This is a genomic window from Streptomyces xylophagus (assembly GCF_000716435.1).
Taxonomy (GTDB): Bacteria; Actinomycetota; Actinomycetes; order Streptomycetales; family Streptomycetaceae; genus Streptomyces; species Streptomyces xylophagus.
Window position 1 is genome coordinate 163,358 of sequence record NZ_JNWO01000002.1, and the last position, 16,278, is coordinate 179,635.

Annotated in this window: 15 protein-coding genes; 2 read left to right on the top strand and 13 right to left on the bottom strand. The window is 70.6% G+C overall.

All coding sequences use genetic code 11. The features are described 5' to 3' along the window. Positions 1-4: 4 nt before the first annotated feature. Positions 5-1,309: an extracellular solute-binding protein gene (locus tag OO70_RS04245; protein ID WP_043664204.1), complete on the bottom strand. Its 1,305-nt coding sequence runs from the start codon at positions 1,307-1,309 to the stop codon at positions 5-7. Positions 1,310-1,734: 425 nt separating this feature from the next. Here OO70_RS04245 and OO70_RS04250 point away from each other — a divergent pair, with 425 nt between their 5' ends. Then, positions 1,735-4,128 carry a M4 family metallopeptidase gene (locus tag OO70_RS04250; protein ID WP_456113472.1) on the top strand — a complete coding sequence of 798 codons (2,394 nt, stop codon included), beginning with the start codon at positions 1,735-1,737 and terminating at the stop codon, positions 4,126-4,128. A gap of 59 nt (positions 4,129-4,187) precedes the next feature. Here OO70_RS04250 and OO70_RS04255 read toward each other — a convergent pair whose 3' ends face one another. The 9 genes from OO70_RS04255 to OO70_RS04295 all read right to left on the bottom strand — a co-directional run bounded on the left by OO70_RS04255 (position 4,188) and on the right by OO70_RS04295 (position 12,457). Further along, a complete protein-coding gene (locus tag OO70_RS04255) occupies positions 4,188-5,375 on the bottom strand; it encodes a glycoside hydrolase family 64 protein (protein ID WP_043664211.1) in 1,188 nt (395 codons plus the stop codon). Between the two features lie 165 nt (positions 5,376-5,540). Next, the gene (locus OO70_RS04260) at positions 5,541-6,302 is read right to left on the bottom strand and encodes a dienelactone hydrolase family protein (RefSeq protein WP_043664214.1); all 762 of its coding nucleotides are present in this window, start codon (positions 6,300-6,302) and stop codon (positions 5,541-5,543) included. 102 nt (positions 6,303-6,404) lie between these two features. Next, positions 6,405-7,025: an L-threonylcarbamoyladenylate synthase gene (locus OO70_RS04265; protein WP_043664216.1), complete on the bottom strand. Its 621-nt coding sequence runs from the start codon at positions 7,023-7,025 to the stop codon at positions 6,405-6,407. 194 nt (positions 7,026-7,219) lie between these two features. After that, entirely contained in the window at positions 7,220-8,446 is a 1,227-nt protein-coding gene (locus OO70_RS04270) for a cytochrome P450 family protein (protein WP_043664219.1), read from the bottom strand. Continuing rightward, positions 8,443-9,669 (bottom strand): cytochrome P450 family protein, encoded by a 1,227-nt coding sequence (locus tag OO70_RS04275; protein WP_043664221.1) that lies wholly within the window; start codon positions 9,667-9,669, stop codon positions 8,443-8,445. Before OO70_RS04275 ends, OO70_RS04270 begins: the two co-directional genes overlap by 4 nt. Further along, entirely contained in the window at positions 9,666-10,274 is a 609-nt protein-coding gene (locus OO70_RS04280) for a GTP-binding protein (RefSeq protein ID WP_043664223.1), read from the bottom strand. Before OO70_RS04280 ends, OO70_RS04275 begins: the two co-directional genes overlap by 4 nt. Beyond that, a complete protein-coding gene (locus tag OO70_RS04285) occupies positions 10,246-10,608 on the bottom strand; it encodes a DUF742 domain-containing protein (protein WP_043664226.1) in 363 nt (120 codons plus the stop codon). The genes OO70_RS04280 and OO70_RS04285 overlap by 29 nt, the downstream gene beginning before the upstream one ends. Further along, a complete protein-coding gene (locus OO70_RS04290) occupies positions 10,605-11,027 on the bottom strand; it encodes a roadblock/LC7 domain-containing protein (protein ID WP_043664229.1) in 423 nt (140 codons plus the stop codon). The genes OO70_RS04285 and OO70_RS04290 overlap by 4 nt, the downstream gene beginning before the upstream one ends. Further along, positions 11,024-12,457: an ATP-binding protein gene (locus OO70_RS04295; protein ID WP_043664231.1), complete on the bottom strand. Its 1,434-nt coding sequence runs from the start codon at positions 12,455-12,457 to the stop codon at positions 11,024-11,026. Before OO70_RS04295 ends, OO70_RS04290 begins: the two co-directional genes overlap by 4 nt. Positions 12,458-12,684: 227 nt before the next feature. On the opposite strand from OO70_RS04295, the gene OO70_RS04300 reads away from it, so the two are divergent. Next, complete coding sequence (locus tag OO70_RS04300) at positions 12,685-13,767, top strand: alpha-hydroxy acid oxidase (protein WP_043664233.1); 1,083 nt, start codon at positions 12,685-12,687, stop codon at positions 13,765-13,767. Here OO70_RS04300 and OO70_RS04305 read toward each other — a convergent pair. The 3 genes from OO70_RS04305 to OO70_RS04315 are packed head-to-tail and all read right to left on the bottom strand — an operon-like array spanning position 13,733 to position 16,243. After that, positions 13,733-14,773 (bottom strand): NAD(P)-dependent alcohol dehydrogenase, encoded by a 1,041-nt coding sequence (locus tag OO70_RS04305; protein WP_043664236.1) that lies wholly within the window; start codon positions 14,771-14,773, stop codon positions 13,733-13,735. The genes OO70_RS04300 and OO70_RS04305 overlap by 35 nt on opposite strands. Positions 14,774-14,793: 20 nt before the next feature. Continuing rightward, a complete protein-coding gene (locus tag OO70_RS04310) occupies positions 14,794-15,567 on the bottom strand; it encodes an SDR family NAD(P)-dependent oxidoreductase (RefSeq protein ID WP_043664239.1) in 774 nt (257 codons plus the stop codon). Between the two features lie 7 nt (positions 15,568-15,574). After that, positions 15,575-16,243 (bottom strand): TetR/AcrR family transcriptional regulator, encoded by a 669-nt coding sequence (locus OO70_RS04315; protein WP_043664242.1) that lies wholly within the window; start codon positions 16,241-16,243, stop codon positions 15,575-15,577. Positions 16,244-16,278 lie beyond the last annotated feature (35 nt).

Consider the following 16,278-nt stretch of genomic DNA (forward strand, 5'->3'; position numbering starts at 1 on the left):
CCGCTCACTCCGCGCCCGTGCCGAGACTCTTGGCGTACGCCTGGATGCTCGCGGCGGCCTTCTCGGCGGTCTGGGTGCCCTTGGCCACCGCCTCCACCTCCTTGCCCAGCCGGGTGGCGACCTGCTGCCAACTGCCCACCTGGGGAAAGGCCTTGGTGTTCTTCAGCTGGGTGAGGAAGGCGTCGAGGAGCGGCTGTCCCTTGATGGCCTGGTCGTCCCAGGCGGAGATCACCGAGGGCAGCGAGCCGTACGCCGAGTACTGCGCGACCTGCGTGCTCGGCTTCGAGACGTACCGGACGAGCTTCCACGACGCGTCCGTGTTCCCGCTGTCCGAGAGGACTCCCCAGGTGCCGCCGGCGGAGAACGAGGTGCTGCCCGAGGAGCCGGCCGGCAGGGGTGCCGTGGCGACGTGGGCCGCCGTCCAGCCGGTCTTCTTCGCGGCGGTGTCCAACTGCCCTATCACCCAGGGGCCGGTGATCATCGTGGCCGTCTTGCCGGACACGAAGTACGGCTGGGCGTCGAGGAAGGTGGGGGTCGCGGTGTCGGCGGAACCCGAGGTGAAGAACGACGCGTTGTACTTGAGGGCGTCGACCATCGCCGGTGTGTCGAGGGTCCAACTGCCGCTGGACGAGAGCAGGTTGCCGCCCGCCTGCCAGGCGTACATCGCCACGTCCTGGCCGTTGAAGATGTCCCAGCCGTTGTCCGCCCCGAGCCCGCGCACGGCACCGGCACCCTCCAGCGCCTTGAAGAACGGCACCATCCCGGCCCAGGTCGTGGGCGCCTTGACGCCCGCCTTCTTGGCGAGGTCGGCGCGGTAGACGAGGGCGTACGTGTACGCGTACCAGGGCACCGTGTAGGCCACGTCCTTGACCACACCCGCATCCCACAGGCTCTTGAAGAAGGTGCCGGAGTCGACGAGCCCGTCCGGTACCGGCTGGAGGATCGACGGGTCGAGGAACTGCGCCTGCGACTCGGGGAAGAACTGGGCCACGTCCGGGCCCTTGCCCGCCGCGATCGCCGCCTGGAGCTTCGTGTAGTACTCGGCGTTCGGTATCAGCGTGACCTTCACGGTGACGTCCGGGTTCGCGGACTTGAAGGGCGCGATCACCTTGGTGAGCACGTCGGCGTCGCCCTGTGCGGCCCAGACGTCGACGGTGCCGGTGGCCGGCTTGTCGTCGATCGACTTGGCGGAGGCCTTCGCGGAGGCGGTGGCGTTGTCGCCGCGCCCACAGCCCGCGAGGGCGAGGCTGCCGAGGAGGGCGGTGCCGGCGGACAGTCTGAGGACGCCGCGGCGGGAGGGATTGGACACTCGGAGCTCCTGTCTCAATGGGCGCTGAGGACAGTGGGGGGATTCCGGAGCTCCGCCATTTTCGGAGTTCCGGGATTTTCGGGGAAAGCAGCGTTATCGGTCCGACGGCCGTAATGCGGCTGATGGGACCTCTGTGGCTGACTGCGACGTTAGGAAGGGTCTGTTTCGCCGGCGTGGCTCAGCCGTCACGAATAATTTCGGAACTTGTAGCGAAATCCCTGACAGAGGGAAAACCCTTGAGTGGCCCTGACCTGGGTGACATGGACGGGTCAACGCTGTCATCCTCCACGCAGCCACCCCCACGAATCCTCCACGGATTGGTCAAAGTTCCGTACGCCCCGCACAGCTCAGCTCTTCCCGGACAGCAGACCCGGCTGCCCGGTCTGTCACCGGCCGCGTTCGCGGTCGTCGCAGTAGGAGTAAGAGTGAGACGCATCCCCCGCAAGCGGATGGCGGTTGGAGCCCTGGTCTCCACCGCCGCTTTCCTGGCCGTCGGCATCCAGTCGGTGCCCGCGACAGCGAAGCCCGCCTCCCCCCACCCCAGCCCCCTGCTCACCGGCAGCCTGGAGGCGAAGCTCACCCCGGCCCAGCACTCCGCCCTGGTGAAGAGCGCCACGCAGAAGACCACGTCGACCGCCCACACCCTCGGCCTCGGCGCCAAGGAGAAGCTGGTCGTCAAGGACGTCGTCAAGGACAACGACGGGACGCTGCACACCCGTTACGAGCGCACCTACGCGGGCCTGCCCGTCCTGGGTGGCGACCTCGTCGTGCACACCCCGGCCTCCGGCACGGGAACCCTCGGCACGACCTTCAACAACAAGCACACCATCACGGTCGCCTCGACCACCCCGAAGCTCGCCGCGACCTCCGCTCAGGGCAAGGCGCTCAGCGCCGCCAAGGCCCTCGACGCGGTCAACCCCGCCGCCGAGAAGGCGCGCAAGGTGATCTGGGCCGGCACCGGCAAGCCCGTCCTGGCCTGGGAGACCGTGGTCACCGGCCTGCAGGACGACGGCACGCCGAGCAAGCTGCACGTCATCACCGACGCCCTCACCGGCGAGAAGCTCTCCCAGTTCGAGGGCGTCGAGACCGGTACCGGCAACAGCCAGTACAGCGGCACCGTCAGCATCACCACCAACCTGTCGGGCTCGACGTACCAGCTGTACGACACCACGCGCGGCGGCCACAAGACGTACAGCCTCAGCAACGGCACGTCGGGCACCGGCACCCTGATGACCGACACCGACGACACGTGGGGCACCGGCTCCGGCTCCAACACCCAGACCGCCGGTGTCGACGCCCACTTCGGCGCCCAGACCACCTGGGACTTCTACAAGAACACCTTCGGCCGCAGCGGCATCAAGAACGACGGCGTCGCCGCCTACTCGCGCGTCCACTACAGCACGGCGTACGTCAACGCCTTCTGGGACGACGACTGCTTCTGCATGACGTACGGCGACGGCACCAGCAGCACCCACGCGCTGACCTCGCTGGACGTGGCGGGCCACGAGATGAGCCACGGCGTCACCTCGAACACCGCGGGCCTGGACTACACCGGTGAGTCCGGCGGCCTCAACGAGGCGACCTCCGACATCTTCGGCACCGGCGTGGAGTTCTACGCCAACAACTCGACCGACGTCGGTGACTACCTCATTGGCGAGAAGATCGACATCAACGGCGACGGCACCCCGCTGCGCTACATGGACGAGCCCGACAAGGACGGCTCCTCGGCGGATTCGTGGTACTCCGGCGTCGGCAACCTGGACGTCCACTACTCCTCGGGCCCCGCGAACCACATGTTCTACCTGCTGTCCGAGGGCAGCGGCAGCAAGACCATCAACGGCGTCACCTACAACAGCCCGACCTCCGACGGAGTGGCCGTCGCCGGCATCGGCCGGGCCGCCGCCCTGCAGATCTGGTACAAGGCGCTGACGACGTACATGACGTCGAGTACCAACTACGCCGGAGCCCGCACCGCCGCGCTCAGTGCCGCCGGAGCGCTGTACGGCACAAGTTCCGCGCAGTACGCGGGAGTCGGCAACGCCTTCGCCGGTATCAACGTCGGCAGCCACATCACCGTGCCGACCAGCGGTGTCACGGTGACCAACCCGGGCAGCCAGTCCTCCACCGTCGGCACCGCGGTGAGCCTGGCGATCACGGCCAGCAGCACCAACAGCGGCACCCTGACGTACGCCGCGACCGGACTGCCGACCGGCCTGTCGATCAGCAGCTCGACGGGCGCCATCACCGGTACCCCGACGACGGCGGGCACCTACAGCACCACGGTGACCGTCACCGACAGCACCGGGGCGACCGGCACCGCGTCCTTCACCTGGACCGTGAGTTCCAGTGGCGGGGGCGGCACCTGCACCTCGACGCAGCTCCTGGGCAACGCGGGCTTCGAGTCGGGTAATACGACCTGGACCGCGAGCAGCGGGGTCATCACCAACTCCAGCAGCGAGGCGGCCCGTACCGGTTCGTACAAGGCCTGGCTCGACGGTTACGGCTCGACGCACACCGACACGCTGTCCCAGTCGGTGACGATCCCGAGCGGCTGCACGGGGACGACGTTCACCTTCTACATCCACATCGACACGGCGGAGACCACCACCAGCACGGCTTACGACAAGCTGACGGTCACCGCCGGATCGACCACGCTCGCCACGTACTCGAACCTCAACGCGGCCAGCGGGTACGTCGCGAAGTCCTTCAGTCTGTCGGCCTTCGCGGGCACCACGGTCGCCCTGAAGTTCAGCGGAGTCGAGGACTCCTCGCTCCAGACCAGCTTCGTCATCGACGACACGGCCGTCACGACCAGCTGATCGGTCCGTAGGTCCGGCACCCCGCACGCGCCCCAGGCGTGCGGGGTGTTCCGGTGTCCTCAGCTGAGCGGGTCCAGCGTCAGATAGGCCTGTTGCGGGTTGCCGTCGTTCACCAGGGACTCCTGGGCGCCGACGTCGTCGAACGCGAACGCGTAGGCCTTGCCGTCGGCCATCTGCGCGTGGATCTTGCGGGCGTAGTGGTTGGTCACCGTGTCCAGGTAGAAGTTCGCCGTGGTGGTGTCCGGCTGGTTGGGGTTGACCAGGAGCGTGGACCGGTTGTAGCCCGCGCACAGGGTGCGCGAAATCGGCCCGCGCACAAGGTCGTTGGGCGCGTCGAGGTACTTGTAGCAGCCGAAGATGCTGGCCGCGTCAGGCTTCTGGAAGGTGGTGACGACCGCCCCGGCGCTGTTGGTGAAGTTCATGACGTTGCCCGACACCCGGCCGTAGTACTTCGTGTTCGGCTGGTCGGCGAACGGCGTCACGGTCAGCGTCGACGACGAGTACTTCGACCAGACACGGTTGATGTAGTCGTCCATCACGGTGCTCGGCAGAGCGCCCGTCTCGATCCCGTACGTCGGTGAGAGCGCTCGCAGGACCGTTCCGTCGGACCGGGTCTGGATCAGGTTGGCCCAGCCGCCCGGCTGCCCGCGCAGGGCGTTGAAGAACCCGGTGTAGCCACCGGACTTGAGGTGCCCGGTGCTGGCCGTGCTCCCGTCGGCACGCTGCACCCCGACCGCGTATGGCACGGAGAACATGTCCACCTGGGTGCTGTTGATCCACAGCCCGGAGTCGTTGAGCGTGTACTCGGACCAGTTGAAGAGGATGTTGCGGTTCGGGTCGGTCGGGTTCTGCACCGCCGGCTGCACCAGACCGCCGGTGGTCAGCTTGAACACCAGCTTCTGGCCGTACGAGAAGTAGATGCGGCCCGAGAACTTGGGGATCCGGATGGTGCTGGACTGCCCGGCCGCCGGGCCCGCGATCGACGCGTCCGGGGCCGGAGTGGGCGGGTTGCCCCCGGCGGGCCAGGCGTGGAACGTGCCGTTGGCGTCCGCCCAACCCTGCTGGCCGGTCGAGAGGTTGGTGCCCAGGTTGTAGATGTAGACCGCGTCGCCGCGGGCCGAGTTGTTGGTGATCTTCAGCGGGATCGTGGCGGGCACCGCGGCGTCCGCCGTCAGCGGTGTGGCCAGCGCGAGCATGGTGGCCACCGCGGTCGCGGCGCCCAGTCGGCGCAGGAGTCTGGCGAGCACTACTCACCTCCGTGTGGGGGGTGTACGAGAAATTGGTCCGTACCTATGTGAGAGCGCTCTCAGAGTCCCGCCGAGGCGCGGGCATGTCAATGAGTTGAACGAAAGGTGCCCACGACAACTCACGTCGTGGGCACCCGCGTTGAATCAGTGAAAGCGGTCTGTCGATCAGAACGTGCGCTCCAGCAGGTCGAGCAGCGCGCCCCAGTGACGCGCGTCGGCCTCGGCGTTGTACGACGAGGTGTCGGCCTGTGTGTAGCCGTGCCGGGCGCCTGGATAGACCTCGCAGCGGTGCCGGACGCCCGCCGCGGTGAGCGCGTCCTCGAACCGCTTGATCTGCTCCTCGGGCAGCGAGGGGTCCTGGTCGGCATGGCCGAAGTAGAGCTCGGCGGTGATGTGTTCGGCGGCCAGGTGCGGGCTGTGGGGGTCGTCGGTGGCGAGGCGCCCGCCGTGGAAACCGGCCGCTGCCGCCACCCGGTCCGGGTAGGCACCGGCGGTGTACAGCGCCAGCCGGGCGCCCATGCAGTACCCGGTGATCGCGACCGGCCCGTCGACGACCAGCGGGGAGTCGGCAAGCCAGCGCAGATAGGCACCGGCGTCCCGCTCGACCAGCTCGGGGTGCCGGGCCAGCCCCATGATCAGCGGGCCGACCTTCTCGAAGATCTCCGGACGCCCGTCGTGATCGATGAACTCGGGCAGCTCGACCACCGGCGCGCGCCCCTGCCGGTAGAACACGTTCGGCACGAGGACCGCGTAACCGGCCTCGGCCAGCCGGTCGGCCATCGACTTCAGGTGGGGACGGAGCCCGAAGGCGTCCTGGTAGAGCAGCACGGCCGGACGGGGGCGCTCGTCGCCGGGATGCACCCAGTAGGCGTCGGCGATGCCGTCCTCGGTGGTGATGTCCACGGCTGTGCCCTGTACGGCGGTCATGGCGGGGGTGCCTCCCAGCGGATCGGCGCCGGGCCGACTGCCGGCCCGGCACGGCGTGTTCCGATCATCGTGGCACGCCCGCCCACGGCCCCTCCGCCGGGGTCACTCGAAGCGGGAGGTGTCGCCCGCGCCCTTGCGGACGATCTCGGCCTCGCCGTTCGAGAAGTCGATGACGGTCGTCGGTTCCGTGCCGCAGTCCCCGGAGTCGACCACCGCGTCCACCACGTGGTCGAGCCGGTCCTTGATCTCCCAGCCCTGGGTCATCGGCTCCTCCTCGTCGGGCAGGAGCAGGGTGCTGGAGAGCAGCGGCTCGCCCAGCTCGGCGAGCAGCGCCTGGGTGACGACGTGGTCGGGGATGCGGACGCCCACGGTCTTCTTCTTCGTGTTCAGCAACTGGCGCGGCACCTCCTTCGTCGCGGGGAGGATGAACGTGTAACTGCCGGGTGTGGAGGCCTTGATGGCGCGGAACACGTCGTTGTCGATGTGCACGAACTGGCCCAGCTGGGCGAAGTTCTGGCACACCAGCGTGAAGTGGTGCCGGTCGTTCAGGTGCCGGATCGTACGGATCCGTTCCATGCCCTCACGGTTGCCCAGCTGGCAGCCCAGCGCGTAGCAGGAGTCGGTCGGGTACGCGATCAGCGCACCCGAGCGCACACTGTCCGCGACCTGGGAGATGGTGCGGGGCTGCGGGTTGTCCGGATGCACGTCGAAGTACTTGGCCACCCGCCGAGCTTATGCCGTGCCCGCGCGGGCCGCCGCGCGGGCCTGTCGCCGGCGGTCGATCCGGCGGGTGTACCCCGGCGAATCAGGGGAAGCCGACGAGAGCGCTCGGGTCTCTCCCCCGAACCCGGGCAGGACCGGCTCCGCCCGCGGCCCGCCTCCGGGGCCGCGGCGGGGCGGTTCGCTGCTTGTGCGGCTCAGCCGTGCAGCCGCACCGGCACCTCCTGCCAGCCGAACGCGATGAACGACGGCACCTGGCGCAGCTCGTCCGCGTCGACGGCGAGCCGGGCGTCCGGGAAGCGGTCGAAGAACGCGGGCAGCGCGGTCAGGGCCTCCACACGGGCGAGCGGCGCGCCGATGCAGCGGTGCACGCCGATACCGAACGACAGATGGTCGTCGGCGCCGCGGCCCGCGTCGAAGACGTCCGCGTCGGGGCCGTAGTGCGCGGGGTCGAGCCCGGCCGCGGCGAACGTCGTGATGATGGCATCCCCGGCCGGGACGGTGACGTCGCCGACGGTGAGGTCACTGACGGCGAACCGGAGCGGCAGCGACGCGATGGACGGGTGGACGCGCAGGGTCTCGTCGACGACCGCGTCCCAGCTGATCCTCCCGGCGCGCACGTCGGCCAGCTGCTCGGGTCGCTTGAGCAGGGCGACGATCGCGTTGCCGATCAGATTGACCGTCGTCTCGAAGCCCGCGCCGATCACCAGCAGCAGTGTGTACAGCAGTTCCTCGTCGCTGAGCCGGTCGCCGTCCTCGTCCCGTACCCGGATAAGCTCGGTGGTGAGGTCGTCGCCGGGGTGCTCGCTGCGGTGGGCGATCAGCGCGGGCAGCACCGTGCCGATCTGCTGCTGGACGAACGTCGCGTGCTCCGGAGACGGGTCCGAGGTGTCCATGATGGCCGCGATCAGCCGCCCGGTGTCACCGACCAACTCGTCCGGCACACCGAACAGTTCGCAGATGATCCGCATCGGCAGCGGGTGGGCGAGGGCGGCCTTGATGTCGACCACCTCGGCGTCGTCGGCCGCGACCGCGTCGAGCAGTTCCGCCGTGATGGCCTCCACCCGGGCCCGCATCGCCTCGGTGCGGCGGTGCGTGAAGCTCGGCGCGACGAGTTTGCGCAGGCGTGCGTGGTCGGTGCCGTAGGTGGAGAGCATGTTGATCACGCCGACCCAGCCCAACACCCAGCCCCAGGAGGGGTGTTCGCCGATCTCGGGCCACAGGTTCCAGTGCAGCCGGGGGTCCTTGCTGACCTGCGGGTCGAGGATCAGTTCCTTGAGGGTGTCGTAGCCGGTGGGGGCCCAGGCGGGGATGCCGCCGGGCAACTCGACGGGCACGATCGGGCCGAGGGCACGCAGCTTGGCGCTCTCGGCGGCCATGTCGGCGCCGAACGGGTCGAGGGCGATGCGGTCGGACACGGTCACGACAGGTCTCCTGGCTGGTCGGGGGAGCGGGGGCTGAACCGGACGGGCAGCGACGTGAGCGAGCGATGGAAGGGACCGGGACGCCAGGTCAACTCCGCACGCGGTACGACCGGTTCGAGGTCGGGCAGCCACAGCGTGAGCCGCTCGATCGCCTCCGTCGCGATGAGCAGCGTGTGCTGCTTGACCGGGCAGGCGTGCGGCCCCGCCGACCACGACAGGTGCGAGGCGTCCTTCGGGTGCCGGCCGGTGACGACCTCCTGCTCGGCGAAGTGCGCGAGCGCACCGTACGAGACGACGACCGGGATCGCGGGCCTGATCCACGCGCCGTGGAACGTGACGGGCGAACGGGCGTAGTGGATGCCGTAGTTGGCGAGCGGTGTCTCGTGGTGCAGTACCTCCGCCACGGCGTCCATGATCGGGCGGGCGCCGCTGGTCAGCGTGGAGTAGTAGACCGAGGTGCCGAGGATGCGGGACAGGGCGTTGGACACCAGGTTGGCGGTGGGCTCGTGGCCCGCGCCGAGGGTGAGGAACACCTGCCAGGCGACCTCCTCCGGGGTCAGCCCGGCCGGATGGTCGAGGAGCCAGCTCGGCAGGTCGTCGCCGCGGGACTCGGCCTTGGCGGCGATCAGTTCGAGGACGTAACCGCCGAACTCGGCCTCGCCCTCGGCTGCTTGGGCGCCGCCCTCCATCATCATGCCCAGTGCGCGGTCCAGCCGCGCGCTCTGGTTGTCGGGCAGTCCGAACAGGCTGTTGAACACCATCGCCATCAACGGCCGCGCGAACTCGCCCACCAGATCGGCCTGTCCACGCGGTCCGATCCGGCTCACCAGCGCGTGCACCGCGCGGTGCACCCGGGCCCGCAGGTCGTGCGGCTCGATCCGGTCGAAGGTGTCGATCAGCGAGGCACGGTAGCGGACGTGCGCGGCGCCGTCCGCGAACAGGGAGTTGGGCCGCCAGCGCATCATCCCGAGGACCGGTGAGTCCTCTGCGACGGTCGTCTCCCACGGCCGGGGATCGTGCGAGAACGTGTCGGTGTCGCGCAGCAGATCCAGCGCGGCCTGCCGCTCGGTGACCACGTACGCCGGTACGCCCGGGGCGAGTTCGGCCCAGCCGACCGGGCCCTGGGCGCGCAGGGCGGCGTAGTAGCCGTAGGGGTCCAGCGCGAAGCCGTCCTCCCACAGGCGGACGGGTCGGGTGGGGCCGACGGGGGAAGTGGTGGTCACCGGCGCTCCGGAGGGTCGCGGTCGATCAGATGCTGGACCAGGGCGAGCAGCGCGTCGATCGAGGAGTTCGCGTCGCGGGCGTCACAGGTCACCAGCGGTGTGCCGGGCTCCAGGTCCAGGGCTGCCCGCAGCTGCTCCTCGGTGTGGTGCCGGGGCGCGTCCGGGAAGGAGTTGAAGGCGACGGCGTACGGCAGCCCGCTCTCCTCCACCAGCCCGAGCACGTCGAACGAGGCGTCGATCCGGCGGCTGTCGACCAGGACGAGCGCCCCGAGCGCGCCGTACGAGATGTCCTCCCACAGCGCCCGGAACCGCTCCTGCCCGGGCGTGCCGAACAGATACAGCACGATGCCGCCCGGCAGGCTGATCCGCCCGAAGTCGATGGCGACGGTCGTCGTCGACTTCTCCCGCACCCCGTCGAGGTCGTCGACGGGGACGGACGCCTCGGAGAGCCGCTCCTCGGTGTGCAGCGGCCGGATCTCGGACACCGAGTCGATCAGGGTCGTCTTGCCCACCCCGAACGGACCGGCGATCAGGATCTTGACCAACTCGCGGGCGGTGTCCGGCAGATGGATGCCGCTAGTTGTGCTTGAGGGCGCGTAGGCCATCGGCCACTCTCTTCAGCAGGTCGGGGTCGAAGCGTTCGGCGGGCGGGATCGGGGCACGGGCGAGCACCAGGCTCCGGTCGACGAGACCGGCGGCCAGCACCCGCACCGCGGAGACCGGAAGCTCCAGCAGGGCCGCCGCCTCCATCACCGTCAGCGAACCGCCGCGCAGGGCGTCCAGCAGGGCGAGTTGAGCCGCGGGCAGACCGGCCGGGGCAAGCTCGCCGCTGCCGGAGAGCACCGTCAACCGCTCCAACTGGGGGCGGCTCGGGCGGGCCACACCGCCTGTCGACAGATACGCGGGGACCAGAGGACGGCCGCCGCGACGGCCCGTCATGCCGGCGCGCCGCCGTCAACTCCCCGCGCGGCGGCGGACATCGCCTTCTCACCCAGCCGGGCCACCTGCGAGTGCACCCGGTGCGCGAGCAGATCCAGCCGCACTTCACTGTCGCCGTAGGCCGCCACACACGTCCCGTGATCCGTGGGCACGATGAGGACGTACCCGTGGTCCGACTCGATGACCACCTGCCGTATCTCGGCCCGTTCCCGGTCGGCGAACGCGGCGGCGGCCGTACGGCACGCTCCCTGCACGGTGCTGGTGATGGCCGCCACCCGCTCGCCCGAGGCCTGGGACAGCGCGTCGGTGTACCCCCGCACCAGCCCGTCCCGGGTCAACAGCACCGCGGCCACCACATGCGGCACCTCCAGGATCGGATCGAGCACCCATGCCGTGTCGCCCCCATCGCGGCTGATCATCTAGCCGCTCCCCCCTCATAGTCGTTCTGATCGATGTCGTGCGCTGCAACTGCCTCTGGAACTACGGCTGTTTCTCCTACGGCGGCCCCGGCGCCCTCACTCGCGGCGCGCGCGGCGGCGGTGCCGGACTGCAGGGCGCCGAGTGCGGCGGCGGCCTCCTCCGGGCGGCGCTCCGGCAGTCGGGCCTCCGGCACGGCCGGTGCGGCCGGCGCGGTGACCGGGGTGCGGCGACGCCGCCGCGGCAGACCGCCGGCATCGGGTACGGCCTGATGCCCGGCCACGTCGGCCACGGCCCGCTCGTCGCGCTCGGAGCCGTAGGAGTGGGTCGGCGCGGGCGAGCGGGTGGGTGCGGAGGCTCCGCGGGTCGAGCGTGGGGCGCTGGCGGCGGGCGGTTGCTGCTCGGGGTCGATCCGGCTGAGGAGATGGCTGTCGATCCGCAGGACCGCGCGCACGCCGCCGTACGGGGACGGCGAGGACACGTCTACGCCGAGGTCGAACTGCCGGGTCAGCCGGCCGATCGCGGCGAACCCCATGCGGGGCGGGTCGCCCAGATCGGTGAGCAGGATCGGGTCGGAACCGGCCACCATCCGCCGGGCGTGGTCGCGTTCGTCCTGCGTCATGCCGAGCCCCGCGTCGTCGACGGTGACGCAGGCACCGTGATGCACGTGCTCCAGGTTGACCACGACGTCGGTGTCGGGGGCGGAGTGCCGCAGCGCGTTGTCGAGGAGTTCGGCGACGATGATCGCGACCGGTTCGACGGCGTGCGAGACGAGCGCGGTACCGGCTTCGAGATGGTTGTGCACCCGCACCCGGTGGTAGCCGGCGAGCCGTGCCTGGCCGCCGGTCACCGCCTCCACGAGGTGCGACTCCTCGCGCGCGAGTCCGACCCACGCCCCGCAGACGACGGCCGCGACCTGCGCCCGGCGCAGCGACTGCTCGTTCTCGTGGTCCAGTGCGAACAGGGTCTGCGTCAACTCGGGGTCGTCGTAACGCTGTTGGAGCGTGCGCAGGGCGTCCTGCAACCGGTACAGCGCGGCCTGGATCTCGCGGGTGGCCCCGCGCATCCCGGCCTGCGCGGCGGCGTCGATGCGGGTGCGCTGCGCGGAGAGTTCCGAGCGCAGCGAGTTCAGCACGTTCTCGAGGGCGATCCCGAGCGGCGAACCGATGAACTGCGGCTGCGCCGGACCCGGCACGGCGACCCGCGCATGCGTCAACTGCCGTGCGGCGGCCGGGACCCGCTGCGCCGCGAGATGCTCGACCTCGGCCGCCAACGCCGCCTGAACACCGTCCAGTCGGTCCCGCAGAGCGGCGATCTCCTCGCGCTGCAGGGCACGTTGACGCCGTGACCGCAGCAGCCCGGCGCCGAGCACCAGCGCGGACAGCGTGCCGGCGCCGAGAGCGCCGACCACCAGGTCCGGTAATTCGGTCATCGAAATCGAGTCCAAGCGAAGTCGGGCAGGGCTGAGTCCGGGCCCCTCAGGCGGGGTGCCCGGAGCACAGTACACACCGTCATCGACCGCTCTCGCACGGTGTAACCGGACTTCCCTTCGAAACTGACCGGCCTCTGTTCACTTCTGCGCCAAGTGTCTGAAATGGCGTGTGGGGAAAGAGAGTTGACCCGTTAGGGTCGGTGCATCACGCACGGAGGGGGAGCGGTGTGACGGGCGTGGCGCGCTGGCTGGACGGCATCGAGGAAGCGGCGGCCGATCTCCTGCCACCGGAGATCCACGCCTACTTCCGCAGAGGCGCGGGCCAGGGCCTCAGCGCCGCCGAGGCCGCCCCGGCCTGGGACGGGTTCCGCCTGCGCCCCCACATCCTGCGGGACGTCTCCCGCTGCGACACCGCAACGACCGTACTGGGCACGGCAGTCGGCACTCCCGTCCTGATCGCCCCGAGCACCTTGCAACGCCGAGCCCATCCCGACGGCGAGGCGGCCACCGCGTTCGGCGCGGCCGGTGCGGGCTCGCTGCTCGCGGTGACCTCGAACACGGCGGTCCCGTTCTCCGCCCTCGAACCCTCGGGCGCGCCGTGGTGGGCGCAGGTGTACGTGGCCCGGGACCGCTCTCTCACCGAGGAGACGCTCCAGCGGGCCGTAGCCGCCGGGGCCCGGGCGGTCGTGCTGACCGCCGACACACCCGTCATCGGCTCCCACGGCCAACCGGGCGCGCATGTCGCCGACTTCGTGGGGCCGGAGGACCTCTACGGCAACGTCACCGGCATCCCCGACCGGGAGGCCGCCGAGCACGCCCCCGATCTGACGCCGGACGTCATCGGTTGGCTGGGCGACCTCACAGGGCTGCCAGTCGTCGTCAAGGGCGTGCTGCGCGGCGACGACGCCCGCGCCTTCGTGGACGCGGGCGCCGCCGCGCTGATCGTCTCCAACCACGGCGGCCGTCAGCTCGACGGACTGGTGCCGACCGCCTGGGCGTTGCCGGAGGTCGTCGACGCGGTCACCGGGACGGGCGCCGAGGTGTACGTGGACGGCGGACTGCGGCGCGGCACCCACGTCTTCGCCGCGCTCGCCCTCGGGGCCCGCGCGGTGTTCGTCGGCCGCCCGGCGCTGTGGGCGCTCACCCTGGCCGGTGCCGAGGGCGTCACCCGCCTGATCGGGGAGCTGACGGCGGAACTCGTCGAGACGATGCGTCTGACGGGCGTAGCGGAACTCCCGGCGATCGGGCGGGACTTGCTCCACCCGCCGCCAGTGATCAGCCGTTCGGCAGGATCACCGCACGCCCGTTGATCTTCCCCGCGTGCAGCCGCTCGTACGCCAGCGGAGCCTCGTCCAACGAGAACGTCTCCGTGTGGACGGACACGGCACCGGACCGGGCCAGCGCGAGAACCTCGACGAGTTCGCTTCGGCTGCCCCAGTAGGGGGCGTGGACGGACACCTCGAAGGGCAGGTGGCCGAAGCCGACGGGCAGCGCCCCGCCGCCGATACCGACGATCGCCACCTCACCCTCGACGGCCGCGACCGCACCGGCCGTCCTGACCGTGGGCTCCGCGCCGACGAAGTCGAAGACCGCCTCCGCGCCGATGCCCCCGGTGAGTTCACGGACCACCGCGGCGGCGTTCGCATCCGACAACACCGCCTCGTGCGCGCCGACTTCACGGGCGAGCCGCAGCTTGTCCTCGCTCAGGTCCAGCGCGATCACCCGCGCCGACGTCATGGCCCGCAGCAACTGGATCGCCACATGGCCGAGGCCGCCCGTGCCGATGACCACCGCCGTCGAGCCCGGCACCAGCTTGGGCAGCGCGCGCTTGATCGCGTGGTACGGGGTGAGGCCCGCGTCCGTCAGCGGGACCGCCGCGACCGGGTCCAGCCCGTCGAGCGGGATCAGGTGCCGGACGTCGTCCACGAGCAGGTACTCGGCCATGGCGCCGGGCGCGCCCAACCCCGGCGGGTGGATGCCCAGTTCGGCCGCCCGCAGGCAGTAGTTCTCCTTGCCTTCGGCACACTTGGCGCAGGTGCCGCAGCCCCAAGGCCCGTACACCGCGACCGAGTCGCCCTCCTGGACACCGGTGACACCGGCACCCAGCGCGGCCACCGTGCCGACGCCCTCGTGGCCCAGGGTGAGCGGAAGGTCGTACGGGAAACTCTCGGCGGGCCAGCTCATCACGGCGATGTCGGAGTGGCAGACGCCGGCGGCGGTGACCTTCAACAGGACCTGGCCCGGGCCGGGTTCGGGGTCGGGGACCGTGACCACCTCGGGGGCGGCGCCGATCGTGCGGTACTGAAGGGCCTTCATGTTCCGATTCCTTTCCGCGCTCAGACGGCGGTGTAGGCGCCGTCGACCAGGTGGTAGCTGCCGTGCACGAACGAGGCGCGCTCGGAGAGCAGGAAGACGATCAGCTCGGCGACCTCCTCGGGGCGGCCGAGGCGCCCGGCGGGGTGCAGGGCGACGAGACCGTCGTAGGCGGCCCTGTCCATGCCCTGGAGCAGCGGGGTCTCGATGAAGCCGGGACCGACCGCGTTGACGCGGATGTTCTTCGACGCGTACTCGGCGGCAGCGGTCTTCGTCAGGCCGACCACGCCGTGCTTGGCGGCGACGTACGCGGAGGAACCGGCGAAGCCCGCCGAGCCGAGGATGGAGGAGACGTTGACGATCGCGCCGCCCGTGCCCGCGGCCTCGATGACCGGGAGTTCGTGGCGCAGCGAGTAGAAGACGCCGTCCAGGTTGGTGCGGACGACCCGGTCGTAGGCCTCGATGTCGTACTCACCGGTCGGCGCGCTCGGGCCGCCGATTCCGGCGTTGTTCACGGCCAGGTCGAGTCCGCCGAAGGTGTCGACGGCGAAGCGGACCGCCGCCTCGACGGACTCGGGTCGGGTCACGTCCAGCGCGACGGCGGCGGCCTTGATGCCCTCTGCCTTCAGGTCGGCGGCGGCCTGTTCGGCGCCTTCGGCGTTGTAGTCGGCGATGACGACGTTCGCGCCGCCGGCGCCGAGGCGGCGGGCGGTGGCCAGGCCGATGCCGGAGGCGGCGCCGGTGACGAGGGCGGTCCTGCCGGAGAACTCGGTCGCGTAGTCGGTGAGGGTGCTCATGGTGTGCTCACTGTTCGGTAGTGCTGCGGGAGGCCGCGTCCACGGCCTCCCCGATCAGGGCGTCGTAGGCCTGCTCCACCAGGGCGGCGAGGTCTGCGGCTCCCGAGTCGTGCTCGTCCGCGCGGCGCGCCCAGATGCGCAGGGCGGCCGTGAGGACTCCGGCGGCGGCGTCGACCACGACGGCCGGGCGCACGTCCCGGACGTCGTCGGTGCCGAGCCGGTCGGCGAGGATGCGGATCGACTCCTCCTGGGCGTCGACCCGGATGCGTTCGTAGGCGGCGAACAGGGCGGGCTCACGGTCCACCAGCGCCAACAGCCGCCGCATGCGCGGCCGTAGGTGCCAGGCCGGGTTCTCCCGGTCGGCGAGCCAGTCGCGCACGGCCCTGCGATAGGCCAGCAGGGGCGGTTCGGCGGCCGGGCGGGTGCGCAGCAGGGCGTTGATGCGGTCGCCGTCGCCCCGGACGAAGTCGAGCGCCGCGTCCTCCTTGCCGGTGAAGTGCCGGCTGAAGGTACGCCGCGTGACATCCGCGCGCTCCGCGATCTCCTCGACGGTGGTCGCGGCCAGGCCGTGCTCCAGGATCAGGTCCACGGCGGCGGTGGCCAGCGCGTTACGGGTCTGCCGCGCCTTTCGCTGCCGTCGGTCGACGGGATCGGCGGGGGGCTCCATTGCCTTCATGCCTTCGACCGTACACCCATGATGTCCCAATGGGA